Here is a 23,826-nt window from a genome sequence, read left to right as displayed (position 1 = left end):
TATGAATGAGACAACTAAGCGAACTACAGTAAAAGAGATAGATAAAATTCTATACGAAGAACATAAGGTGTTAGATCATGGATTTGTTCGAGTAATTGATTATATGGGCTCTGATAGCGCCATAGTTCAAGCTGCTCGCGTTTCTTATGGAAAAGGAACGAAACAGATAAATCAAGATGAAGCGCTTATAAAATACTTGATGAGACATCATCATACAACTCCATTTGAAATGTGTGAAATTAAGTTTCACGTGAAACTTCCAATTTTTATTGCAAGACAGTGGATAAGACACAGAACTGCAAATGTGAATGAATATTCCGGAAGGTATTCGATACTTGATAATGAATTTTATATACCAGAACAGGTTGCAAAACAATCTGATAATAATAAACAAGGCAGCGGTGAAGCTTTTGACTCAAGTACTTCAAAAGAAATAATAGATTCTCTAATAAATGATTCTAATTTAGTATATTCTCATTATGAGAAATTTATTGAACAGGGCCTTGCAAGGGAAATTGCCCGAACTAATCTAACACTTAATTACTATACTCAGTTTTATTGGAAAATAGATTTACATAACCTTTTTCACTTTTTAAGGCTTAGAGCTGATCAGCACGCCCAATATGAAATTAGAGTCTATGCAGAAGTTATGTTGGACATAGTAAAGAAATGGGTCCCGCTGGCCTATAATGCTTTTGTTGAATACTCGCTAAAATCATCCTGCATTTCAAAAACTGGTCTTGAAATAATTCGCAAGCTAATAAAAGGAGAAAATGTTACGAGAGAAGAAAGTGGCATTGGTAAAAGAGAATGGAATGAGCTGATGTCTATACTTGGTAAATAGCCAAAAAGATCGAGTTATGTCCTTTCACAGACTTGCAGGTGTGAGCAACAATTTATTCATACCTTTATCAATCGATATATCAATTATTTTTGAATTTGTTCTTTCTGTTGTTTCATAAAGTTTTTCAGCTTTCTTTGAAATCAGTGTTGCATTTCTAAGTCCAATATGAACTTCGCAATAATCTGCAAAATTTTCAACATACATATCATATGAATAATGGTTTACAGCAAGTTCCATTACCCTACAAACTTCCTCTAATGTAAAATTAGCAGCTCCTGTATCAGGACAAAAGCCAACCGCTCCTTTATTAGGGTCAAAAAATATGTATTTATCATTCTCTGCTTTATACACCAACATAGAATGCCCCTCATCCTCAATGACATCTTCTTCATTACAAGCATAGCAAAAATAACTAAATTCTAAGTAGCATCCTATCTTCACATCATTTAAGAAACGTTTGATTTGTTCTTGGTTAGTATAGACCCATACTTTTGTTGAAGATAGATCGTTACATAATTGCTTATATATTATCTCATCATAATAAAATGGATCTCCTTCTCGCCTTTTAATGCCCTGAACATCAATAATAGGTAAGAATTGCGATAAAAACTGCATCATTAATAACTTAATCGTTTGTTCTTTTCTTCCATCAATATAGTCCATAAAATCTTGTTCAGATATAATATTACCAGACTCGAGGAATTGAACAAAATCTTGCCTATTCTCTAATTTCATAAAAGTAATAAGGTAATTTAATGAGTGACATAACCCTTCTTTGGGATCAAAACTTAAAACTTCTTCAAATCTATCTTTTAATTGTACAATTTTAGATATACTATCTGACATGCAATTATTCAAATCAAATTGAATAGCTTTCTCACTTTCAAATAATTTATTATATTGTCTTTCAGCTGATAAACTTGGTGCTTTATACACATATCTACCATTTTCTTTACGTATACTTTTTATGTTTTTAATGATACCACGTTCTATGTTTTTGCTGATAGCCATTTTGTGCTTCCTTATGGTGTCAAATTTATTTAAAAAATCCGCAATTTCTTCCTTTGAAAATGCTTGTTCAATTTTTCCATTCTTAGTTTTAAAAAACAATCTAATTCTAGGATGTTTTTTATCAGTATAGACTTTTAATACAATAGATTGAGCAATGCGATTAACATATTTTGGCATATTGTTTATTAAGATATTAACTATATATCTTAATAATAGAATAATTTATACCATTAGTCAATTAATATATTAATAATAATATTTATTATACAAACTCATCACTTTTATAGAACATCTCATTAAAATCATTCAAAATCTTGATCTTCAATGAGATGTCATGACAGCAGAAGGAAATTCTGGAACGTTTATTTTTGAAAGTAAATTGCATAGCAGATTATGTCATTCCAGTGCTTGACACTGGAATCTAGTTTCACCTTATGATGGTGTTATTCAAGTAGCCTCTATCCAAGTGCCCCTTTGGTGTCATCAGAGTAGCTGACACTGGGATGGCTTTGTTTCATAGCACCTTAAGCAGTGATGGTTTACGACAAATTTATGTAATGATTTCAAATTTAGCCATACCAATATCAGTGAATTTATTAAGCAAATAGCATTTAGTTCTTTTTCTCGATTTATCTCAGATTTATTCCTAAACAAATACTTGCTTCAACCTTGAGAAAAATCCTTCTATGTAAGATCTTTTTCCATAAATTGCTTCCTTTTTCCACTCTTTTACACCATCTTGTCCATATAATTTTATTAACCTAATAGCAGCATTTCTGTCAGACATATAATCTATTTTTGAATGTTCTGCTGCATCCTTTTTTGGTAGAACTTTTGTCTTTATATCGTATTTCTTACACAATTTATAAAGTTTTTGCCTATCGTATGCCCTATCTGCATATAATGCTTTTCTGCATATAATGCTTTTATTTTGTGCTGAAAATTAACTTCTTCAAGCAAATCGCAAGTGGTCAGAGTAGACGCCATTACTGTATCTTGCAGCTATAGCTTTTTTACTATTCACACTTAACATAACATGTAACTTTCTTACTTGCTCGTAGCTTCGGTACTTTCTATCTGCACTGTTTTCCTTACTGTGGCCAGGAGTGTTACTGTAAATTTGTGCTATCTATGATAATTTCAATATTTTCCATGTTGCTTTTATCAATCCTGCAATCATTTATCTTAATATTAAGTTTTTTTTGATGCTTGTGAATAGCTGCAAATTTTTTCCTATTTGTTGCAGATATCCTTTTACAAACCCTACCGTTTGTCTTAAGCCAATTCTAAAAAGATTAACGATTATATGCACCAAAATCACAACTTTATCACTATAAATATAGTTGCCGCCCTGCATTTTTGGACTATTTTCATACCAATTTTCGATAGCTTCATCGATGTAACGAAAAATATTCCCCCTTTTTTCAAGGAATTTGTTATATTCGTTTTGGTTACTGACTTTCATTTTCTGTGGCATATTTTTTCTTCAACAGTTAAATGGCTGTTTTATAATGAATTTTGTCAGTAACTGCCAGTTCTTTTCACTTGAGCGATGCAACAAAGCCATCCCAGACTCACTGCCATTAAGTTAAGGGAAAGAGAAGTTAAGATTGGACAAAAAATTTGAAGTGATTGATAATTATGGTAAATACTAGGGTGAATTTTTAAGAAAAGGGAGTCTGAAAAGTGCAAGTTATTTAAAAAAGTAATAATTGCAGGTTATTTTGCAAAGAATGTACTAATACAATGATACTGAAAAGATATCTTGAATTTAAAACACATGTTTTCTAGCTCTTTTCTGGTAGTTGAGTGAACGAATATCAGATATCTTATGACGATCAACTCTTCTCCCTTTTCTTACCACTAAAGTGTTCATCAAAAATAACTGTGATAGTCGATCCATAATGCAGTCTATGTCTGACTCTGTAGAAAAAATATCAAAGGCTAAGTTTTTAATCGCATTAAATGAGACAGATTTATTGATGCTTTTTTTTAGTTTACTATTCTGTGCGCTCAATGTCTCTTCATCATCTTCTATCATGATACTTTCTAGATTACTGATGAAGATAGTTGACCAAAAATCCTGCTTGATAGTTTCAATACTTTTTCCTGTGAAATTCTCTAAATTTAATCTTCCCTTCAGCCTAGAAAAAAATGTTTCTACTCCCCAGCGCAAGTAATATAATCTCTCAAACTCTTCGACTGTAAAACTTTGCTCATCTAACAGATGATGTTACTAACACTTCAACTTCTCCAGAAGAAAGTATTATTTTGACTAACCTGAATTTCATCTCATCAGGTAATCCTAGCTTTCGTAGCTGTCTTGCTACTTTAATAGGTGCGGTAGACACTACCACCGTACTAGATGGGCTTTCCGGCTTAAACATAGCGTTTATTTCATTGAAAGACGAACTTGGACAGCGAATTATATAATTGATTTTCCTTCCTGTAAGCTCAGCAAGAAATCGATAAGATACGTATCCTCTATCACAGATTAACAAATCGTCTGATTTTATGGATTCAAGCATACCGATCGCTAAATCAACCTCATAGCTGTCACCTCTACTTAGCACAGATTTTATTGCAATATTATTTAGCACATCGTAGCAAACTTCAAAGGTTGCACTTGTATAGTCTTCAAATCTCTGGATTCCATTCCATACTGCTCTTGAGCTAAACTCGCCTATTATTTTGTCGCTCTTTGGCAGAATCAGTATTGAAGCATCAAATGCAAGTACTCTGAAGCCATGGTGGGTTTTAAATTCCTGATCTTGGTAGTATAGGGAAACTATATCATCATTTAACTCTGAAAACGCAGTATGCTTTAGCTTCTTTCTTGCTTGAGTAAATGCACTTGCCGTAATTGTGTAATCTTTTCTTGTATGCAGAACAAACTCATTAAGCATTACTTGTAATGACTTTACACTCTTTCTAAAAATCAGGAGAAATACATTAATGAAGGGCAGCTTTCTTTTTCGTGAGAAGTCTTTTGAGGATGCTCTGTGTGCGTTTATAAAGTTTAAACTCATCAATTTATTTTTTATAAACATGATTATTCTTTTTTTTACTCATGTCATTACTTCTTTTAATTTGTGGATCTTACCTGATTTTACAATACAGTCCATCACTTCCCCTTAACTTAATGGCAGTGGCACTGTCATCGCCCACTAAATCCAGAGTTTTTAGCCAAAATTTAAAATACAAAAATACACTAAAAACTGTGCAAACAAACAAGGTATTTCACTTCAAATGTTTACCCATAAAAACTCTATATTTTTACATAATCTGTTAATCATACTCTCTATTTCTCTACAATATATGGCATTTTGCAACAATTGAGAGAGAATTATAGAGTAAACAAGTAAATAAAAGAATTTAATTTGACAGTAGAGAGAGGTATGTTTTGAAAAATTGTGTCTTTTTATAGCGCACTTTGACAATAATAATCAATTTTACTGTAAGTAGGTTAACCAACTTTTACTATTATTTAATTGCTAATATTTTAGTATTAAATGATTATGTGAGGCGTAGAGTGGATGTTAAAGTAAATTATGCAGAAATTACTAAACGTGTTGCAGCGTATTTAGTTGACCAAACAATATTTTTAGTCTGCTGTTCATTCTTTTTTTTATTAATTTCATTTATATTACCAGAAGAATCTCTTACTAACTTTTTTAATTATGTCTTTTCTGATACCAACACTGATACTGGCCTTATATCAGAACGACATGAAATATTAGGAAACTTAGGTATATTATTAGAAAGTTTAGTATATGTAACATTAGAAGTATTAATGCTAACAAAACTTGGTTGGACTCCAGGAAAATTGCTACTTGGCATATACATAAAAGATACAAACACACTTAAAACCGCTACTTTAATGCAAGTAGTGATAAGAAGCACCATAAAGGCACTTTTGTTTGTACTTCTCTATGTTTCTGAGTGGTTTTTAATTTTACCAATCTTGGTTTTAATATTTGCAGCATTTGATAAACGCAAGCAGTTCTTTCACGATAAAATTGCAAATACGGTAGTGATAGACTATAAACCTGAAGAATGTCATTTAAATTTAAACTATGTGGGAATAACTAGGCGCATTATAGCGGACATTATTGACTATTTTATTCTTAAGGGAATTTCCTTAGTCTATGTGATTTTTGTATGGGCAATTTTGCGCACTACTATACCTCAATCATTAATTATACATACTTGCTCATCTTTTTTGCTATCAGTGATATTTGGAGTATTCATGGTAAAAAAATCTGGTGGTACTCCAGGACAATTATTATGTGGTATTCATATAAAAGATGCAAATACACTTGAAAATGTTACTCTAGTGCAAGCAATAATTAGGTATATTTTGATTGAAGTTATTCACTTCCCTATACTTATTACGAGAAGGGAATTTTTTAATAAGTATACTTCTGAGTGGTGGATTGACCCTTCATCAGGCTTAATCCTTATAGCTATAATACTAATTTTTGTATGTGCAATATTTGACAGGCGCAAGCAGTTTCTTCATGATAAAATTGCAAAGACGGTGGCTGTAAAGAAGAAAGCAGAAGTAATAGTAGTAAATAAACCTTTAAGCTGATTTTTTCAGTTGTAGGTTTATATTTAACTTTTTTCTCTGCAATTTTTAATCTGTATTGACTTTACTTAGAAAAAGTTGTTGACACTAGAAATGTTAGCGCTATAGGTATAGCAATATTTGTATTTACATAAATTGTTTACAAATTTTTGAGTAATTTTTAATAGAGGCAATAATGGGTATAGGTCAACAACAACCAATTCGTGATACAGTTGATGAAATTTGTACAGACGTAAGTAGAACAATATATGCTATTTTCAGCGAAAATATGAATGATAATACACTTGAACTTCTTCGTTTAAAGCTAGATGTGCAGAAAACAGTTGGTAATTTAAATAAATTTGTGAAGGTTTTGCGTAAGCATAATAAAGAGATACTGGCTTTGTTGCATAGCTCCTGATAAGGCAGGTAGGTACAGTAAATTCATGCAGCTAATTCGAACTTAGCCATACCTATATCAGTAAATTTATTAAGCAAATAGCACTTAATTAGTAGTTCTTTTTCACGATTTATTTCAGATTTATTCTTGAGACTAAACCCAAACGTTTTTTTCAACCTATAGAAAAAACATTCAACAAAGGATCTTAGTCCATATTTTGTTTCTTGTGTCCATTTCTTTATACCGTTCTCATAGTTTTCACATAATTTAATCACATTAATGTTGCTATTTCTTTCTAATTGATAATCAATTTTCTCATAGATTTTCGCACCTTTTATTGGTCGAATGATTGGTTTTATATTATGTCCTTTACACACTTTATACATACTAGCTTTATCATAAGCTGCATCTGCGCGAACAGATGAAATATTATATTTATCTACTGTTCCCTTTAACATATCGCATGATAATCAAGTGTAGTACCATTAGTGTACTTCATATCTATAACTTTTTTATTATTTATACTTAAAATAATATGTAACTTTCTTACTTGATCATATCCATTATATTTTCTTACTTTTGCATTTTCTTTATTACGTTGATGGGTGTTGTTATAGATACAAATACTGGTGCTATCTATAGCTATTTCAATGTTTTCCATACCATTTTTATCAATTCTACAATCATCAATTTTCAAGTTAAGCTTTTTGAATCTTCTAGAAGCTTGAGTATAGCTAATGACTTTGAGGTCTTTTCCCATTTGCTCTATACAACCTTTTACGAAACCAACTGCTTGTCTTAAGCCAATCCTAAAAAAATGGACTACTATATGTATCAAAATTACAACTTTATCACTATAAATGTTATTGCCACCTGCAACTTTTGGACTATTTTCATACCAATTTTCTATGGCTTGATTAACAAAATGAAAAACATTTCCTCTTTTTTGAAGAAATTTGTTATATTCGTAGCAGTTACTGACCTTCATTTTGACTGGCATATTGGTGGTTAAATACCTGTTTTATAATGATTTCTGTCAGTAACTTCCAGTTTTTTTTACTTGAGCCATGCAACAAAGCCAGCCGCAATAGTAAAAGTGAAAGAAATCTTCAAAGTAGAACTATCCCCCAAAGCTGCACATGGACATAGAATATCCTTTATCAGGGATGGACGTAAACATTGAAGATCTTCCCCTAGAGCTGGATATAGATATAAAGTCATTTATACCATTCCCTATATTCGAGAAAAATATCACATGCCAAGAACCTTGTCAAAATTATATAATCTATCTCTAGAGCAGGTTATTGAGAATGTCAATCCACATAAAAGAGCCAGGTATTCCTAACACCACTAAACTCACAAATTCATTTGCTAGAGTTTATAAGTTCTTGTTTATAATAATTTTATTATATCGTAAAACCATCTATATCGGCCTATTTAAACAGTATTTTACTTTCCTTAAGGATTTTTTAAAGATCATCTATTGAATTCTATGATATTATTTTTTGTGAGATTGTTATACACGTTATGGCAAGGAAGGCAGAGAGATTTGTTAAGTAGTTTTTGCATCTATATGAGCTACTTGAATAATGGTTACAATATAATTGTACAGCATGAGCTGAGTTCGCTTAGCCCTTATCTACATATTCAGTTCCACCAACAGTTATTGCATCGACCTTGAGTGTTGGCTGACCAACTCCAACAGGCACATTTTGTCCGTCTTTTGAGCACGTACCAACACCAGGATCTAACTTTAGATCATTACCAATCATTGATACTTTTTTTAGTACTGTTGGCCCATCACCAATTAGCGTTGCTCCTTTGACTGGTTGTGTAATTTTACCATTTTTTATTAGGTAAGCTTCCGAAGATGAGAAAACAAATTTTCCTGATGTTATATCAACTTGTCCACCACCAAAATTTACTGCATATAGGCCTCTCTTTACACTGGATATTATTTCTTCTGGTGTATATTTTCCTGGCAACATATAGGTGTTTGTCATGCGTGGCATAGTAACTTCTTTGTAACTTTCTCTTCTACCATTACCAGTTGGATTTACACCCATAAGTTTAGCGTTCATATGATCTTGCATATATCCTTTTAGAATTCCATCTTCTATAAGTACATTATAGCCAGGTAAAGTACCCTCATCGTCTATGCTAATAGAACCACGCAAATTAGGTAGAGTTCCATCATCAATTACAGTAATGTTACTGGCTGCCACTTGTTTACCCATAGAATTTGAAAATGCCGAGATTCCTTTACGGTTAAAATCACCTTCAAGTCCATGACCTACAGCTTCATGCAATAATATTCCTGGCCAACCTGAACCTAAAACAACTGTCATCTCTCCAGCCGGAGCTGGAATTGCCTCAAGATTTACTAGCGCTTGCTCTAACGCTTGGTTTGCAACTTCTTTCCACTTCTTCTCAGAAACAAACTTACTATAAGCGTCTCTTCCACCATGCCCTGCAGAACCTTTCTCCGCTCGGCCATTTTTTTCTACGATGACTAGTACATTAAAACGTACCAAAGGCCTAATATCGCTTAACCTGTGATCATCTTTTATTATTTGTACAACTTGCCATTCTCCACTTAGAGTTATTTTTACCTGCTTCACGCAGTTATTCTTCGACCTTACATACTCATTAACCTCATTAAGTAGTTTAATTTTTGAGTTCAGATCCATTTCATTTATGGGATTAGTCGTTGAGTACAGGCTTTTTGTCTCCTCATTTAAGTTTATTGAATTTGTTTTGCTTAAAGATGCTGAACTTTTTACCATAGAAGCAGCGTTACTAATTTCCTTTTCGCTAATTTCAGAAGAGCAAACAAAAGACGTACTATCCTCACAAAAGGACCTTAACCCAAATCCCCTTCTGATATTCAAATCCATGTGTTTCAATATGTTATCATCAAAAACCAGGGACTCTGATTGGCAAAATTCTAAAAATAATTCACCACCATCACTATCGCTCAAAGCGTTGTTGACTATTTTATATACATTATTAATATTAACATTGTTTTGAGCAAAAAATATTTGATCTAGATTTGGCATTACCTTTGAGCTAAAAATTGTTTAAGTATATTATTTAATTTTAACATAGTAAATCACAAAAAGCCCGGGTGGCGGAATTGGTAGACGCGCTAGCTTCAGGTGCTAGTAACTTTTTAAGTTGTGGAAGTTCAAGTCTTCTCTCGGGCACTCTATATTGATTTTTGAGTCAATTAATGCTATGATATAATGTATTTACTACTAAGTTTATGAGTTATGAAGAAAAAAAGCTTGTTTACAGAAAGAAAATAAGAACTTATTCAAAACGCTTGGTTACTGCACTATCTATTGCTTCTTTGATGGGGTATACAGCAGCATTAGCCCTAAATATTTCTTCCTTAAGCTTGTACTGTACTATTGTCAGCACTATGCTAAGTGCACTTTCGCTTGCTTTAAATATATGGTCATTAACTGATCATTTTAGACAGTGTGGCCTTAATAAGCAACTCGATACCTCTTGGCAAGATAAATTAATGAAGATCTGCCTCGACATTACATCTAACGTTTCATTTTTAATAGGAGGAATTACATCTATATTACCTCTTGAATTTCCTATTATCCCCTTTATTTCCGTTGCTTTTTTTATTCTAGGCTGTACCTTTATGGCAACCAATTTCGTTTGTACTATGATTAGTCAGCCGCAAATAGATGAAAGTAATAATCTCAAATCTAGTAGTCATTTGAACGATCAATCCACGATAGCTGTCTAATTATCACATGTTAATAAATTAGCTTATTTAACTTGACAAATTACGCCATCCCCCTTACTATGAAAGTAAGAGTATTTATCCTTGTTTTTAATCTCCGCGGATTTAACAGCAAAATTCAGATATTTATTGGCAAATTACATAAAAATTATAGCGGCTGCATGTCTTTTAAATTTTTTCTACATTCAGCCAAATCGCGCTTGTTAGCACATTATTACAACGCCAATTTACATTATTAAAACTCACTACCGGGAATTCTTTTGCCTTTTTTTTGCTTGGTATAAATTTCTTAATATTTTTGATTAGTTAGGAGTCCTATAGAGATGTCATTCCAGTGCTTCTTATTACCTGGTCAGTCTTCTGGATCCCAGTGTCAAGCACTGGGATGACATCACAGAGAGGGTGCTGGGATTACACAAAAAGGGCTACTTAAGTGACAAGATAGATAGAACTGGCATGAATTGGATTTGAGTAACTCAAATGACCAATGAAAACTGTAACCCTAAACATTGAAGCACTATTATGCACTAAATGATAATTTTCATACACTTGTCATGGTAATCGTGAAAGAAATAATTCATACAATAAGCATGAATGAAATAATTGACATGATTTGGAAATTTATATATTATAAAGTATTAATAGTTAGTTAATTTATTTATAGGGTATGGCTAGAAAAATTTTAAATGAAAATGAGTATCAAACTTTTAAGCAGTTGTTTTTAATATTTAATATTCAAAAGCAGGATGTGGTAAATTCTGATATTGAGAATATTAAGAAAAAGTTTAAAAAACAACATCGTGAATTATCGTTAAAATATCACCCAGATAAAAATCCAGATAATAAAGAAGCAGAGGAGCAATTTAAGGTTATTGCACAAAATAAACCATTTTTTGAAGAATTTGTAATAGAGCCGTTGGAGAAGGGCTTAAACAAAAGGAATAATTTAACGAAAGAATTACGTGGTAAGTTATGGAACCATAGTTATGAAGAATTAGAAAAATATCTAGATGATAAGAGTAGAAGTAGGGTCTTTAATAAGAAGCGGTCAATTAACGATAATATAATTGCTTATTCAAAATATTCTTCTTATTCAAATCTCTTAGGAAGTCTTTTAGTATTCTTCACATCCATTGCATTTTTTATAAGCAATGGTGTTACCTATAATGTCCCCTTAGCAGTAGGTTTCTTTGCTCCTTTGTTAACAGGATTTGTTTTGAGTTCAGCTATTTCGATCGTTTATACTAGAAATGGAAAAGAGTTTAATAATCAGACTAATATTTTATTATTGTTTAACTTTGACCAAGAATGCAAAGATTTTTCAGAAAGCGATAGAACTAAATTAAAGTGGCTAAAAAATTCACTTATTTTGAGCAACATAATCTGTGCATCTTTAATGTTTTCCGGTGTGGGATTAGATTTAGTTGCCAGCGGCTTTGGTATAACTAACTCTATGATGTTATCCGGATTATTACTTTCATTACCATTCACGCTTTTAATTGTTACTTCACCTGTTTTAAATGCTGTAAGTGAGTATACTCTCAAAAAGACAGTCATAAATTCAATTGAGGAGCAATTTAAAGGTGATGATCAGTTTATAGAAGTCGATAACGAAAAGCCAAGCAGTACTATGAGCAATCAAAGTTATTTCCCCATCGGTCAGTTAATATCATCAAAGTTAGCTATTCTCCATAGCGAAGTCTCTAGCTAGGAACAATGAGCCACAGATTAGTATGGTTTTGACGTTTTGAATAGAGGCTTTCAATATGTAATTTGATATCGCATCGCCGATTGATTCACATTCAATAGCATTTATTCCTATATTATTAGCTCCTTCTCTGATTAGATCTGTACTTGTTGCTTTAGGCTCAGATTTAACACAAACGGCGCATAGTAGTTTGATATATGGCTTTAAGTGCTCTAAGAACTCTGCCACGTTTCTGTTACGAGTAACGCCAAAGATCATATAGACACCTTCAGTAAAATTGTCTTTTATCCACTTAGCTAACACTCTGGCACCATCATTGTTGTGTGCACCATCTAGAAATAATTGCCAATCTTTTGGTAATAAAGAAATTAAATTACCTTTTTTTATAGACTCTAGCCGCGCAGGCCAATAAGTGCCCTGTAAACCTGAAGCAATGTCCTCTTTTCCAATATCAAAGCCATATTTTCCACTTAAAATGCTACATGCTGCAATTGCGTTTCCTGCATTGATTATTTGATGATCTCCTTTTAAAGATGGCAAAGAAAATTCTATTGATTGAATAGTCGATTGAAAGACCATCCTGTTATTCTGTTTTTCGCAATTCCATTCAAGTCCTCCTCTATACAGAGGAGATTTCTTATTTATTGCATGATGTTCTAATGTGTTCGTTATAGATTTTTCTTGTGGTGCTATTATGCAAGGAACATTAGGTTTCATTATTCCAGCCTTTTCACCTGCTATAATTTCTACAGTAGGACCAAGATATTCTGTATGGTCAAAGGCAATTGAAGTGATGATCGTTAGAATTGGATTATCTATAACATTTGTTGCATCAAGCCTTCCACCCAGACCCACTTCAACTAAAGTAATATCAGCTTTATGACGAGAAAAAGCTAAGAAGGCTGCAGTCGTTGCGGCTTCAAATAGAGTGATGGGTTGTTCTGCGACTGCTATACGGCATTCTTCTAGTGAGTTATGTAATTCACTATCATCGATATCATTGCCTGCAATAACTATTCTTTCATTAAAATTCACTAAATGTGGAGAAGTGTAGGTATGAACTTTATACCCTGCTGCTTGCATTATATATCTTATAAATGATAGTGTTGATCCTTTGCCATTAGTGCCAGCTATGTGAATTATTGGCGGTATTTTTTTCTCGGGATTACCCAATTTATTTAGAAAACTTTTTATGCGATCAAGAGAAAAATCCTTTGGTCTACTGCCAAGCGGCTTAGGCCAATGAGGCATGTATATCATAGATTATTGTTACATTTTAATTCATCTATTACACTTGCCATGCCGTGCGTGTCGATTTTTTCACTAAATTGAGAACGTTGATTAATAGCAATACTTATCCCACTCATTACAACATCGTTTATTAAGAAAGAATTGTCACTTTTAGTCACTTTAAAGTCAATGTTTGTAAATTCCTCATCACCATAAGAAAATCTTGTTCCTATCAGACAAGTTTCATCGTCAACTGCTTTTGTACTCATTATGATCATTTCACTATTATTTATGTATTTATACAAAATTTTAGCGCACAAGCGCGCGAGATATACTTCATATTCTTTTAGAAACTCTTCTTTTTCTTTCTGAGTAGATAAATTCCAATATTTCCCTATGACAAATCGAGATATTCCTTTGAGGTCAACATTATTCTGAATAATTTTCAGAAGTTCTTCTTGTACATGTTCTAGATTTTTTCTATTCCCTTTCATAGACGTGTTGTCTACTTGCTGCTTCATGGCAAGCACAAAAGTTTTGTGCCCTATACAATTCGCGTAAGCACTTGAGGAGATTATAATAAAAATGGTTAAGAACTTAATAAGATTCATAAGATATATTTATTAGCTATGATACTTAAAATGCAAAATTTAACAAAGGCAAAATAATGATCGCTAGTTTTAATATATCTATAGACATACTCTATATAAATAATCTATAATTAATTTAGGGGTCTGTGCTATGCGTTATGAGTTAAGTTAAATTTCCCGAGCGATAATTTCTGATCAAGGGAATTGCCTCTGTTAATTTCATTGAAATTAGTACGTGATGCCCACCTTAACTTTAGGTCTCAGGAATCTACTAAGACTGACGGTAGATATGGATCCCTTTTCCATTATTTAGGTTTATGTTACACCAATATAAAGAACAAGGTGTTTTTTTCTGTTCATCTCATGAGATATTTCAAGTTGTAATTGACGTTGAGAAGTATCCTGATTTTGTTCCTTGGTGCAAAGCTGTTTATATAAAAGAAAAAACTGATAGCCAAATGATTGTGGACCTCCTTGCAGCTTTTCATGGCATTAAAGGAAGTTACACATCAGAAGTGACCTTCCTTTCTCCAAGTGGAACAAATGAAGGTTGGATAAAAGCTGTGTCGTCAAATGGAATATTTAAACATTTATACAACGAATGGAAATTCACTCCTATGAACGAAAGTAAAACTATGGTAGAGTTCTATATAGAGTTTGAATTTAAATCCAACTTGTTTTCCACTTTATTAAACTCAGTGTATAAATACACACAAAGCAGAATAATTGCTGCATTTAAAGACAGAGTAGAAAGCCTTGCTAAACAAAAGTTATCTTGACATCATTTATATAAATGCATAAATTCTTTAATAAGTTAAGTGTTTCCATTGTAATGATTTTTAGATTATTGTTCTTACTTATTTTTATAAGTGTTAGTTCTTATGCAGCTATTGAACAAAACTTACCCAACACTCAAAAAACTGATGAAATAACATCAAAAGAACTACTGTCGCTATTGCCTGATGATAAATTATTAGGAGATCGAAAAGCACCAATTTTAATGATAGAATACGCCTCGCTCACTTGTTATCACTGTTCTCTTTTTCATAAGAAAGTTTTTCCTAAAATCAAAGAGAAGTACATAGATACAGGTAAGATGTTATACATATTCCGTCATTTTCCTCTAGATTACAGAGGATTAAAAGCTGCAATGCTAAGTTATTGCTATGAAAAAGAAGAAGACTATTTTAATTTTAACAAAGCTGTGTTTAATGCAATAGACTCGTGGAACTACTCTAATTTTAGTGATTTAACTATACTACAAAAAATTGCTGCACTAAGCAATTTGAAGCAAGATGTATTTAACCAATGCATTAATGATAAAAAGATGATGGACAAAATTATAAATGATAAATCACTTGCAATTAATAAACTTGATATCACAGCTACTCCTGTATTCATCATCAAGCTTAACGATGACAAATCATACGTAGAGAATGGTAAAATCAAACATGAAGGATATAGAGAGCTGGAATACTTCACTAATGTAATAGATGAGCTATATGGAAAAGCTATAGTGAAGTAATAACACTGTAGCTTACCATATAAAAACCCTATGCTGAATCATTATTTTTTGATACTGTTTGTTGCTTTTTACGCTCAAACTCTCTTTTTTTACTGTGCCAAGCATAATAATACATAGCAATTTTATTCTCTATTAATACTATCGTCCCATCATAAAATTGGACCATATCCATAACTTTTTTCTGAGCTTCGTTAAAGCGTTCTTTGTACTTCTCGCGATAAGCTGGATTGTGCAGTAATTTCACTCCTTCATTATTATTAGATTTCTTGCTTAACGTTTCAACTTCGTTAGCAATGTTATAAGACATATAACCCCCTCTAATTGATTATAAAAATTACATTTTAAGAGAGATGTAAATAAACGATCCCTTAATTCTAGTATAACAATTGGTTATTATACTAGTTAACCATAGTAAAATATATAATAATCTTTGTCACTTAAAATTTTACTTTATAAAATAACAACTTAAAATAAAAAAATTTTATTATTCTTAACTCTATTGTTATATTTATAAATCTTATATAGATTAAACCTCCTTAGTTTATATTATAAAACTTAATGCGTCATAACTTTAGCAGAAAATCGTTGTACATAAGAAGCTTATTTGCAAAAGAGTATAAAAAAATAGAAGAACATTGTACTCTTGATAAGAAACAACGTATTCAAATCACTCCTGAAGAAGGAAAATTATTAAATTTATTTATCAAAATCCATAAAGTTAAAAGCATAGTTGAAATTGGCACGTTATATGGTTATTCGTCAATTTGTATGGTAAAAGCTTTACCGAAAGATGGTCATATATATACAATAGAAAATAATCCTCAACACTCAAGAATAGCAAAAAAAAATTTTAGTGTTTTTAATCTAAGTGATAAAATTACTCTAATAGAAGGTGATGCACTGGAAAAAATTAATGAATTATCAGCAAAGGCACCATTTGACATGATATTCATCGATGCTGACAAAAGTAGTTATCCTAAGTATTTAGATTGGGCAGAGTCATACATTAAACAAGATGGGCTAATCGTTGCAGATAACACTCTATTATTTGATACAGTATTTTTAGAATCTCCTCCAAAAGAAGTATCAGAAAAGTCATGGCATGCTATGAGAGAGTTTAACGATAGATTGTCAGATGAAAAAAAATATTTCTCCATATTGATTCCTACTGACGAAGGAATGACTGTAGCTTTAAAACTCACGCAAGTTAAAAATCAAGGTCAGCGTAATGTCTAGGGGGAGTTAAGCCAAAAACTCTCTCTAATAATATTTCGCGAAAACAAGGCCTTGACTTAACAATGGAGTACCATTCTTTTAAAATCTTACTTTTTTCCCATGGGAAACTATTTACGTAGTCTATTATAGAAATATGTGATGCTAAAGTAATATCGGCTAAAGTGAACTTATCGGTTGCAAGCCAAACGTTCTTGTTAATTAAGTGTTCGATGTATTCCATATGGCAAGGCAGGTTATTCTGAGCTGCATGAAGAAATCTAGAGTCAGGGCTGCAGTTAGTAATTACTTTTTCATTCATAATATACTTAGTAACTTCATTGTAAAATTTGCTATCGAACCAATTGATTAAAGCGCGTATTTTAGACTTAATAATAGTGGATGAACCAAGTAATTTGACGTCGCTATTGTAAGTCTCTTCTATATATTCACAAATGGCATTACTATCCGCTATTACAAAGTTATTATCTATTAATACTGGTACTTGTCCGATTGGATTGATCTCCATGAATTCATTCCGCTTTTCCCATGGATTTTCATATACCAAATCACAACTCAGCTTTTTTTCCTTGAGAAGAGCTCTAACTTTTCGTGAAAACGGACAAAGAGGAAAATGATATAAAATCATAATATTCCTCTTTTGTTATTCCAATACCTATATGTTGTCATTCCAGTACGTGACATTGGAATCCAGCTTATTTCATTATGGACATTACTTTTAACATATACTCCTAGAATCCATTGTCCATTGTATAATTTCCAAATATTTTTATACTTGAATCCCAGTACAACTGTACGAACATTGTAGTCTGAGAGCAATCCCCACCAGAAGGGTGTCATTTCAGTCTGGGATGGCTTTGTTGCATCGCTCAAGTGAAAAGAACTGGCAGTTACTGACAAAATTCATTATAGATAGCCATTTAACTGTTGAAGAAAAAATATGCCACAAAAAATGAGAGTCAGTAACTGCCATGAATATAACAAATTTCTCCAAGAAAGAGGAAGCATTTTTTGTTATATCAATGACGCCATAGAAAATTGGTATGAAAATAGTCCAAAAATGCAGGGCGGCAACTATATTTATAGTGATAAAGTTGTGATTTTAGTGCATATAATCGTTAATCTTTTTAGAATTGGCTTAAGACAAACGGTAGGGTTTGTAAAAGGATATCTGCAACAAATAGGAAGAGATTTGCAGCTATTCACAAGCATCAAATAGTGATGATTGTTTTTATACAGAGTTTTTTCCTTTTAACTCTTACCAAAAGAAATTGTCTGAAGGTAATAAATTTTTGGTGCCAATGAGGAAAGAGGTGGTTTCTAATCTAAAGTTTTTGCTAGCTAATGAAATTGCGCGATTTGCAACAGATCTTATTAAAGAGCAAAAAAAAGAAGACAAAAAATCGGAACTAGGTTGTAAGGATCTATCAAATGATATAGAGGAGGAGATAGAAAATCATGTAGATTATATAATTGATGAAGTCTTTGATAAGGGATCTTATCTATATGGTGCGGAGTGTGTTGATAGAAATTTGCAACGTTCTTTTGTAGATTTGCTCTCATCGAGGATAAAAGGTTATGAAAATGGTCCTAAAAAAACTAAGGATTTTTTAGAAGAGAAAGGAAATTATGTATATCTAAAGAAAAGCATTTTTGATAATCCTAAGCTCATTAAAGACATAGCAAAGCATGAATTATCCTTTCATTGTCGTGATTTGGAAGTTTCAAGTACCGAGGATGAAATGAATGACACTCTGAAGTTCGCAGTTGTTGATTTAATTTGTAAGGCACTACCGCACCTACCAATTGATTCTATGTGGCATACTTCCCATAAAGAAAGTGAAGATGAGTATTCAATTTTGGCTCCTGTTATTGATTATGATAATTACATAGAGTTTTTAAATGAAAAAGAAGTTGATCATATTAATAATAAGGTGTTTGGTGGTACAAAAGTATTGCGTGATGTAAAAGATGATATTGCAGAAAGAGGTCTGCCAACATATGGTGACGGACGAATATATGCAATAGACTTTTTTAACCGAGACATTGCTTACTGCGTGATGGATAAGATCATAGGAGGATTATAAACTGTCCATTGATCCTGCGCGTGTGCCAGCTATGAAACCACAAACTCTTGCCCCTTCTGAAGAAAAAGTAGGGATGGATGAACCAAGTGTAGATAGTGGTTTTGGTGGTTCACCTAAGAATTCAGTTATAGGTAAATCACATACTGGAAACTCAAGCAAATTCCTTAGGCCCGACTACTATGGTGAAGGTAAAGGTGGGGATGATGCTTCGGCTAAAGATAGTGGCTTTGGCGCTTCTTCAGCACGATCTTCTTTTAATAAGCCCAAAACAACATTTAACCAACCGTCTGTATCACAGACTGACCAGCATTCTGCAAAAAAGCAGACATCAACTAGTAAAAAATCAGATTGCTGTATTTTATAGCTCAAGAAAATTAGACTATTTGAGGACGAATTGTGAATGAAAGTTTATTTGCCAAGGTATAGCTGCCTTGGCCTACAAATCTTGGTTTCTTCATCGTTTACCATTTCATACCACTGGGCAACCCAACCAGTGGTTCTTGCAAGTGCAAAAATGGGTGTAAACATACTTGAAGGGATACCGATAGCATTCATTATTATACCTGAGTAAAAATCAACATTTGGATACAACTTACGTGTAATAAAATACTCATCCTTTAAAGCTATTTCTTCAAGTTTTTTTGCAATTTCAAGTAATTCATTGTTTTGCTCTAGTTTGCTTAAAATCTCATGACAAGCATCCTTTAATATAAGCGCGCGCGGATCATAGTTTTTATAAACACGATGTCCAAATCCCATTAGCTTAAATGGATCTTTATCATCTTTAGCTTTCTCAATGAATCTATCTACATCTCCACTTTGCTCTATCTCTTTTAGCATATTTATAACTGCCTCATTAGCTCCACCGTGTGCTGGACCCCAAAGTGTAGCAACTCCTGCAGACAGGCTTGCAAATAGATTAGAACCAGCTGACCCTACCAATCTGACAGCTGCTGTAGAAGCATTCTGTTCATGATCAGCATGAAGAGTAAATATTTTATCCAGAGCTTTTACAAAAAGGGTATTATTAACAGCACTGCCAAATATCATATTTAAGAAATTCTCACTATAACTTAATTTATTATTAGCATTTATGAATTCCTGATTGTTGATATGTCTATAAATCATTGCAACAATTGCAGGAACTTTTGCTATTGCAGAAATTCCAAAATCTAAATCTTCACCATTGACATTGTTGCCATGCATTTCATGGTAAGACGCTGACAAATTTGCAAAACATGCAACTAAAATCGACATAGGGTGAGCAGTTTTTGGAAATGCTTTGATTACATTTGTAACTTGCTCTGATACTTTGGATGATTCTTGTATTTTGAGAAGAAATTTTTTGTGTTGCTCTGAACTGGGTAATTCACCATAGAGCAATAAATAAATCACAGCAGTAAAATTATTATTCTCTGCCAAATCAGCTATATTATGTCCCCTATATTTAAGAACTCCTTCATCTCCATCAATGAATGTAATTGTAGAAGAGCATGAAGCTGTAGAAACAAACCCTGGATCGTAAGTGAATAATCCTGTTGTCTTATATAAGTCCTTAATATTTAACACATCAGGACCTACTGTTCCACTTAATACGGGCAGATCAATTTTTGACCCATCACTTAGTTCCAATAATGCTTTTTTATCCATCACTTGAGCTACTTAATTTTATACAGAATATACAAACTGAAGAGTATATATTAATACAGCTAACTTTACATTAACCGTATTAAGCGGTCATCAATGCTTTTACTTTTGCATTTAAGCGACTTATTTTACGCGCAGCGGTATTCCTATGAATGACACCTTTATTTACACATTTGTGTAAATTGGATTCAGCATTCCGAAATGCCAAGACAACATTCTCTTTATCACCAGACTTGATTATATCAACTAATCTTCTAATAGCAGTACGAGTTTTGCTTTTTCGCATCTTATTTACTAAAGTACGCTTTGCTATTACCTTCATCATTTTTTTAGCACTCTTATGATTTGCCATATATTAATACCTGTACTTTTCTTTTAATTATAAAGTTTTTTTGTTAATTTGCAATATCAGTTTTTTCTGCAATTAATCTACTACTTCTTTCTTCAATGATTTTTTCTAAACTTTGCAAGAATTCATTTTTGTTTAACCCAGGATATATGGGAGGTAATATTTCTATTACCGCCTTTCCGGGATTCTTTCTCAGAGAAAGTATGCTTTTTGGCCAAAACAAACCAGTGTTTAAAGCAATCGGTAACACAGGAACAGATAATACGCTATATAAAGCAGCAATACCCGATTGATATTTTATATTTTGGTTTATAGTTGTTCTTGTACCTTCAGGAAATATTATTATGCCTCTATTTTCTTTTATACACACTTTTGCTAATTTCATGATATGACGCACAGAACTAATACCATCTGAGCGGTTAATAAAAATCATTTTTAATGCCATGAGATGCAAACCAATGAATGGAATCCATTTCAATTCACGTTTTAAAATAAAAACTGCTTTTCTAAAGAGTAGTATAAAAATAAATGTTTCAAATGGAGATTGGTGTTTAGATGCAATTATAAAAGGTTGCTTAGGAATGTTTTCCATTCCCCTCACTTCATATTTAATGCCACATAATAAACGCAACATGAATAATACAACTCTCACCGAGCAAACAAGGAAAATGGTTATTACACACTCAGGAAAGAAAATTACAGGGAGAGTAATTAAAGTATAGAATACTTCCCATAATATAAGGAGTAAATTAAATAATAAACTTGCAATCACAAACACACGTAAACTTATTTGAATTTAACTTTACTACAAAACTAAAAGCAATAAGTTTAATTATTGATCATCTGAGTAATAGGATGAGAATCAGCTAATTTGTCCTTTAACTTTTCGTTAGCAATATGAGTATATATTTGTGTTGTAGAAAGATTAGTATGGCCAAGAATTTTTTGTATCAGCACAATATTTGCTCCGCTATTCAGTAGATGGGTAGCAAGAGAATGCCTAATCACATGTGGAGAGATTTTATTTTCATCAATATCGCACTTTCTTGCTAATTCCTTTATTAATTGACCAACTCTTTGCCTTGTAATTGGTTTATTAGGTTTATCACCTGGGAATAGCCAATCAGATTTTTTGTTGTTAGGGAGAAGATTGTCACGAATTGATAAATAATCTTTAAGGCTTTGCAATGCTTGTTGATTAAAAAAGATTTGCCTTTCTCTGCCACTTTTTCCCTTTATTATTATGTAGCCTTCCTTACCATTACTGTTTACTAAATGTGATACTTCACATAACTTCATATTGATTAGTTCAGAAACACGCATCCCGGAAGAGTAAAGAATATCTAAAATTGCACATAGCCTTTTACTGCTTATCTCTTTATTCGATCCGCTTGCTGATTTTTTTACTGTTTCCATGAGCAAAAATATTTCTTGAACACTTAAATACTTAGGCAAAGGACGGGAAACCTTTGGATTTCTTAATTCATTATCATTGGCCGGTGCTGGATTAAAATCTATTATTCCATCATTAAATAGGCACTTATAGAAATTTTTGATAGCAGATATTTTTCTTGATATAGAGCTAGTTTTATATTTCTTTTGTGTACGTAAAAAGTTTACATAATCTTTAATATTAGCTTTACTTGCACCAACTAAGGTAGTGCCTCCTTCTAATAAAAATTTTTCAAGTTGGTGTAAATCTGAACGATAACTTTCCAAAGTATTTTGTGTAGAGGATTTTTCGGAAACCAAAGTATCTATGTAATACGTTATGTAAAGATCCTCTTTTTTATTTTGTGGTTGTTTATTTTTCATTATCAGCTCCTATATTTATTTCTTTGACTATAATTTGATTAAAAGTATTTTTTGTATTTTTTATAAGAAAATATGAGATAAATAAAACATTTATCAATAAAGTAAGTACTACAAACCTTTGTTTTAACCTTTTTTTTAAATTTGATCTTATTTTTACCATATTTCAATTATAACATCAAATCTATAAAAAACATCCTGTAAAGTAAGTTTTACTATCATATAAAATATCCCTTAGCTATGTCTGTTTATGCTTATTACATCATAGTATTTATTATAATTTTAACATAAAGAGATAGTGATTTCGACTTCATTATTGTATGGGTATTAATAAATCTTTAATATATATAACAAATGTCTTGCAGCAGAAGGAATCACTTGGGACTTTTTTTTAATAAAGTGTTAATAAAAGGAATGGTTACATTTGATCCTATGGATTCACTATCTATTTTTTCTATAATTTTATTAATGCTGTGGAAAGAACGTTCTATTCTTGCTAGAATATAATTAATCACTTTTAAATCAATTTTTAACTGTTTATCTGAAAATCGTTTTATTAGCATAATTCTTAATAATTCCTCGCTTGCAGGCAAAATTTTTACGCTGGTAGTTGACAATATTCGGGAGCTTAAATCTCTTAGTTTGAAGTTAAGCTTTTTTGGTGAAATTGAAGAAGTGATTAGCAGTCTCTTATCATTTTCTTTCATATAATTATAACAATGTAACAACATTTCCTCATCTTTAATGTTTTGTACATCCTCTAAAATAAACGCATCGCTATACCTAATTTCGCTTACAAAATTATTCACATTGATAAAAATTGCATTGTTTATTGATTGCCAAATATGAGCAAGGTGAGTTTTTCCAGAGCTGTTAGGTCCAAAAAGAATCAGGCATTTCCAAGATAAATCGTTAACTATTGAGTTATATACGTGCTTATTTTCGTCTAAGGTGATATAGTTTTGCCAGCAATAATCAACTTGATTATTGCTAAATAAATTTAATTGCACGTAAAGCCTCTTACATTACTACTTTTTGATAATAATTTTTGCATAAA

22 protein-coding genes, 1 tRNA gene, 1 other RNA gene and 4 pseudogenes are annotated in these 23,826 nt (G+C 32.0%); 13 read left to right on the top strand and 15 right to left on the bottom strand.

Going from position 1 to position 23,826, the window contains the following annotated elements:
* The first annotated feature begins 1 nt into the window (after position 1).
* Entirely contained in the window at positions 2 to 844 is an 843-nt protein-coding gene (gene thyX, locus OPR30_RS00425) for an FAD-dependent thymidylate synthase (protein ID WP_265030753.1), read from the top strand.
* A 24-nt stretch (positions 845 to 868) separates the two neighbouring features.
* Here the strand turns inward: thyX and OPR30_RS00420 are convergent, their stop codons facing one another.
* The 3 genes and pseudogenes from OPR30_RS00420 to OPR30_RS00400 form a co-directional block, all read right to left on the bottom strand.
* Positions 869 to 2,032: a hypothetical protein gene (locus OPR30_RS00420; RefSeq protein WP_265030752.1), complete on the bottom strand. Its 1,164-nt coding sequence runs from the start codon at positions 2,030 to 2,032 to the stop codon at positions 869 to 871.
* A gap of 373 nt (positions 2,033 to 2,405) precedes the next feature.
* Positions 2,406 to 3,332 (bottom strand): annotated as a pseudogene (locus tag OPR30_RS06370) (transposase).
* 294 nt (positions 3,333 to 3,626) lie between these two features.
* Positions 3,627 to 4,905 (bottom strand): annotated as a pseudogene (locus tag OPR30_RS00400) (IS4-like element ISWpi18 family transposase).
* Between the two features lie 482 nt (positions 4,906 to 5,387).
* Here OPR30_RS00400 and OPR30_RS00395 point away from each other — a divergent pair.
* Positions 5,388 to 6,449 (top strand): RDD family protein, encoded by a 1,062-nt coding sequence (locus OPR30_RS00395; protein ID WP_265030750.1) that lies wholly within the window; start codon positions 5,388 to 5,390, stop codon positions 6,447 to 6,449.
* Positions 6,450 to 6,621: 172 nt separating this feature from the next.
* Complete coding sequence (locus OPR30_RS00390; protein ID WP_264374505.1) at positions 6,622 to 6,846, top strand: hypothetical protein; 225 nt, start codon at positions 6,622 to 6,624, stop codon at positions 6,844 to 6,846.
* Positions 6,847 to 6,869: 23 nt separating this feature from the next.
* On the opposite strand, the pseudogene OPR30_RS06365 reads toward OPR30_RS00390, so the two are convergent.
* Both OPR30_RS06365 and tldD read right to left on the bottom strand, forming a co-directional pair.
* Positions 6,870 to 7,825: pseudogene (locus tag OPR30_RS06365) on the bottom strand (IS5 family transposase).
* Between the two features lie 628 nt (positions 7,826 to 8,453).
* Entirely contained in the window at positions 8,454 to 9,884 is a 1,431-nt protein-coding gene (tldD, locus tag OPR30_RS00375; RefSeq protein ID WP_265030749.1) for a metalloprotease TldD, read from the bottom strand.
* A 62-nt stretch (positions 9,885 to 9,946) separates the two neighbouring features.
* Here tldD and OPR30_RS00370 point away from each other — a divergent pair.
* The 3 genes from OPR30_RS00370 to OPR30_RS00360 all read left to right on the top strand — a co-directional run bounded on the left by OPR30_RS00370 (position 9,947) and on the right by OPR30_RS00360 (position 12,299).
* Positions 9,947 to 10,031, top strand: a tRNA-Leu gene (locus OPR30_RS00370).
* A 59-nt stretch (positions 10,032 to 10,090) separates the two neighbouring features.
* Positions 10,091 to 10,591 carry a hypothetical protein gene (locus OPR30_RS00365; protein WP_264374488.1) on the top strand — a complete coding sequence of 167 codons (501 nt, stop codon included), beginning with the start codon at positions 10,091 to 10,093 and terminating at the stop codon, positions 10,589 to 10,591.
* 664 nt (positions 10,592 to 11,255) lie between these two features.
* The gene (locus OPR30_RS00360) at positions 11,256 to 12,299 is read left to right on the top strand and encodes a J domain-containing protein (protein ID WP_265030748.1); all 1,044 of its coding nucleotides are present in this window, start codon (positions 11,256 to 11,258) and stop codon (positions 12,297 to 12,299) included.
* Here the strand turns inward: OPR30_RS00360 and OPR30_RS00355 are convergent.
* Both OPR30_RS00355 and OPR30_RS00350 read right to left on the bottom strand, forming a co-directional pair.
* Entirely contained in the window at positions 12,267 to 13,556 is a 1,290-nt protein-coding gene (locus OPR30_RS00355) for a bifunctional folylpolyglutamate synthase/dihydrofolate synthase (RefSeq protein ID WP_265030747.1), read from the bottom strand. The genes OPR30_RS00360 and OPR30_RS00355 overlap by 33 nt on opposite strands.
* The gene (locus OPR30_RS00350; protein ID WP_265030746.1) at positions 13,553 to 14,137 is read right to left on the bottom strand and encodes an MlaC/ttg2D family ABC transporter substrate-binding protein; all 585 of its coding nucleotides are present in this window, start codon (positions 14,135 to 14,137) and stop codon (positions 13,553 to 13,555) included. The genes OPR30_RS00355 and OPR30_RS00350 overlap by 4 nt, the downstream gene beginning before the upstream one ends.
* 117 nt (positions 14,138 to 14,254) lie before the next feature.
* Here OPR30_RS00350 and ssrS point away from each other — a divergent pair.
* The 3 genes from ssrS (at position 14,255) to OPR30_RS00335 (ending at position 15,641) form a co-directional block, all read left to right on the top strand.
* Positions 14,255 to 14,416, top strand: a non-coding RNA gene (gene ssrS / locus OPR30_RS00345) — 6S RNA.
* 17 nt (positions 14,417 to 14,433) lie between these two features.
* Complete coding sequence (locus OPR30_RS00340; protein WP_265030745.1) at positions 14,434 to 14,895, top strand: type II toxin-antitoxin system RatA family toxin; 462 nt, start codon at positions 14,434 to 14,436, stop codon at positions 14,893 to 14,895.
* Positions 14,896 to 14,948: 53 nt separating this feature from the next.
* Positions 14,949 to 15,641, top strand: coding sequence for a DsbA family protein (locus OPR30_RS00335; protein WP_265030744.1), 693 nt, complete (start codon positions 14,949 to 14,951; stop codon positions 15,639 to 15,641).
* Between the two features lie 28 nt (positions 15,642 to 15,669).
* On the opposite strand, the gene OPR30_RS00330 is transcribed toward OPR30_RS00335, so the two are convergent.
* Positions 15,670 to 15,948 carry a DUF2671 domain-containing protein gene (locus OPR30_RS00330; protein WP_007302334.1) on the bottom strand — a complete coding sequence of 93 codons (279 nt, stop codon included), beginning with the start codon at positions 15,946 to 15,948 and terminating at the stop codon, positions 15,670 to 15,672.
* A gap of 251 nt (positions 15,949 to 16,199) precedes the next feature.
* Between OPR30_RS00330 and OPR30_RS00325 the strand changes: the two genes are divergently transcribed.
* Complete coding sequence (locus OPR30_RS00325) at positions 16,200 to 16,877, top strand: O-methyltransferase (protein ID WP_265030743.1); 678 nt, start codon at positions 16,200 to 16,202, stop codon at positions 16,875 to 16,877.
* Here OPR30_RS00325 and OPR30_RS00320 read toward each other — a convergent pair.
* Complete coding sequence (locus tag OPR30_RS00320) at positions 16,849 to 17,502, bottom strand: glutathione S-transferase family protein (protein ID WP_265030742.1); 654 nt, start codon at positions 17,500 to 17,502, stop codon at positions 16,849 to 16,851. The genes OPR30_RS00325 and OPR30_RS00320 overlap by 29 nt on opposite strands.
* A 312-nt stretch (positions 17,503 to 17,814) precedes the next feature.
* Between OPR30_RS00320 and OPR30_RS00315 the strand changes: the two are divergent.
* The 3 genes and pseudogenes from OPR30_RS00315 to OPR30_RS00305 all read left to right on the top strand — a co-directional run.
* Positions 17,815 to 18,081 (top strand): annotated as a pseudogene (locus tag OPR30_RS00315) (transposase); the annotation flags it as partial.
* A 64-nt stretch (positions 18,082 to 18,145) separates the two neighbouring features.
* Positions 18,146 to 18,961: a hypothetical protein gene (locus OPR30_RS00310; protein ID WP_265030741.1), complete on the top strand. Its 816-nt coding sequence runs from the start codon at positions 18,146 to 18,148 to the stop codon at positions 18,959 to 18,961.
* 31 nt (positions 18,962 to 18,992) lie between these two features.
* Positions 18,993 to 19,325 (top strand): hypothetical protein, encoded by a 333-nt coding sequence (locus OPR30_RS00305; RefSeq protein WP_265030740.1) that lies wholly within the window; start codon positions 18,993 to 18,995, stop codon positions 19,323 to 19,325.
* A 44-nt stretch (positions 19,326 to 19,369) separates the two neighbouring features.
* On the opposite strand, the gene OPR30_RS00300 is transcribed toward OPR30_RS00305, so the two are convergent.
* The 6 genes from OPR30_RS00300 to OPR30_RS00275 form a co-directional block, all read right to left on the bottom strand.
* Positions 19,370 to 20,611 carry a citrate synthase gene (locus OPR30_RS00300; RefSeq protein ID WP_265030739.1) on the bottom strand — a complete coding sequence of 414 codons (1,242 nt, stop codon included), beginning with the start codon at positions 20,609 to 20,611 and terminating at the stop codon, positions 19,370 to 19,372.
* Positions 20,612 to 20,690: 79 nt separating this feature from the next.
* A complete protein-coding gene (gene rpsT / locus OPR30_RS00295; RefSeq protein WP_007302369.1) occupies positions 20,691 to 20,960 on the bottom strand; it encodes a 30S ribosomal protein S20 in 270 nt (89 codons plus the stop codon).
* Positions 20,961 to 21,003: 43 nt separating this feature from the next.
* Positions 21,004 to 21,729 carry a lysophospholipid acyltransferase family protein gene (locus tag OPR30_RS00290; protein ID WP_029237643.1) on the bottom strand — a complete coding sequence of 242 codons (726 nt, stop codon included), beginning with the start codon at positions 21,727 to 21,729 and terminating at the stop codon, positions 21,004 to 21,006.
* Between the two features lie 56 nt (positions 21,730 to 21,785).
* On the bottom strand, positions 21,786 to 22,772 hold the full coding sequence (locus tag OPR30_RS00285) for a site-specific tyrosine recombinase (protein WP_010404031.1): 987 nt from the start codon (positions 22,770 to 22,772) through the stop codon (positions 21,786 to 21,788).
* Positions 22,762 to 22,932 (bottom strand): hypothetical protein, encoded by a 171-nt coding sequence (locus OPR30_RS00280; protein WP_264375195.1) that lies wholly within the window; start codon positions 22,930 to 22,932, stop codon positions 22,762 to 22,764. The genes OPR30_RS00285 and OPR30_RS00280 overlap by 11 nt, the downstream gene beginning before the upstream one ends.
* Before the next feature lie 211 nt (positions 22,933 to 23,143).
* Positions 23,144 to 23,779, bottom strand: coding sequence for a DnaA ATPase domain-containing protein (locus OPR30_RS00275; RefSeq protein WP_015588224.1), 636 nt, complete (start codon positions 23,777 to 23,779; stop codon positions 23,144 to 23,146).
* Between the last annotated feature and the right edge of the window lie 47 nt (positions 23,780 to 23,826).

This window comes from Wolbachia endosymbiont (group B) of Athalia cordata (assembly GCF_947251845.1).
Classification (GTDB): Bacteria; Pseudomonadota; Alphaproteobacteria; order Rickettsiales; family Anaplasmataceae; genus Wolbachia.
Note: the sequence above shows the minus strand (reverse complement) of the source record. Positions and strands in the feature narration are given on the sequence as shown.

Excerpts from the sequence above, each read along its gene's own strand:
- OPR30_RS00365 (WP_264374488.1), top strand. The coding sequence starts at position 10,091 with ATGAGTTATGAAGAAAAAAAGCTTGTTTACAGAAAGAAAATAAGAACT.
- OPR30_RS00340 (WP_265030745.1), top strand. The coding sequence starts at position 14,434 with ATGTTACACCAATATAAAGAACAAGGTGTTTTTTTCTGTTCATCTCAT.
- thyX (WP_265030753.1), top strand. The coding sequence starts at position 2 with ATGAATGAGACAACTAAGCGAACTACAGTAAAAGAGATAGATAAAATT.
- OPR30_RS00325 (WP_265030743.1), top strand. The coding sequence starts at position 16,200 with ATGCGTCATAACTTTAGCAGAAAATCGTTGTACATAAGAAGCTTATTT.
- OPR30_RS00360 (WP_265030748.1), top strand. The coding sequence starts at position 11,256 with ATGGCTAGAAAAATTTTAAATGAAAATGAGTATCAAACTTTTAAGCAG.
- OPR30_RS00305 (WP_265030740.1), top strand. The coding sequence starts at position 18,993 with ATGAAACCACAAACTCTTGCCCCTTCTGAAGAAAAAGTAGGGATGGAT.
- OPR30_RS00285 (WP_010404031.1), bottom strand. The coding sequence starts at position 22,772 with ATGAAAAATAAACAACCACAAAATAAAAAAGAGGATCTTTACATAACG.
- OPR30_RS00330 (WP_007302334.1), bottom strand. The coding sequence starts at position 15,948 with ATGTCTTATAACATTGCTAACGAAGTTGAAACGTTAAGCAAGAAATCT.
- tldD (WP_265030749.1), bottom strand. The coding sequence starts at position 9,884 with ATGCCAAATCTAGATCAAATATTTTTTGCTCAAAACAATGTTAATATT.
- OPR30_RS00300 (WP_265030739.1), bottom strand. The coding sequence starts at position 20,611 with ATGGATAAAAAAGCATTATTGGAACTAAGTGATGGGTCAAAAATTGAT.
- rpsT (WP_007302369.1), bottom strand. The coding sequence starts at position 20,960 with ATGGCAAATCATAAGAGTGCTAAAAAAATGATGAAGGTAATAGCAAAG.
- OPR30_RS00390 (WP_264374505.1), top strand. The coding sequence starts at position 6,622 with ATGGGTATAGGTCAACAACAACCAATTCGTGATACAGTTGATGAAATT.
- OPR30_RS00280 (WP_264375195.1), bottom strand. The coding sequence starts at position 22,932 with ATGGTAAAAATAAGATCAAATTTAAAAAAAAGGTTAAAACAAAGGTTT.
- OPR30_RS00335 (WP_265030744.1), top strand. The coding sequence starts at position 14,949 with ATGATTTTTAGATTATTGTTCTTACTTATTTTTATAAGTGTTAGTTCT.
- OPR30_RS00320 (WP_265030742.1), bottom strand. The coding sequence starts at position 17,502 with ATGATTTTATATCATTTTCCTCTTTGTCCGTTTTCACGAAAAGTTAGA.
- OPR30_RS00420 (WP_265030752.1), bottom strand. The coding sequence starts at position 2,032 with ATGCCAAAATATGTTAATCGCATTGCTCAATCTATTGTATTAAAAGTC.
- OPR30_RS00350 (WP_265030746.1), bottom strand. The coding sequence starts at position 14,137 with ATGAATCTTATTAAGTTCTTAACCATTTTTATTATAATCTCCTCAAGT.
- OPR30_RS00355 (WP_265030747.1), bottom strand. The coding sequence starts at position 13,556 with ATGATATACATGCCTCATTGGCCTAAGCCGCTTGGCAGTAGACCAAAG.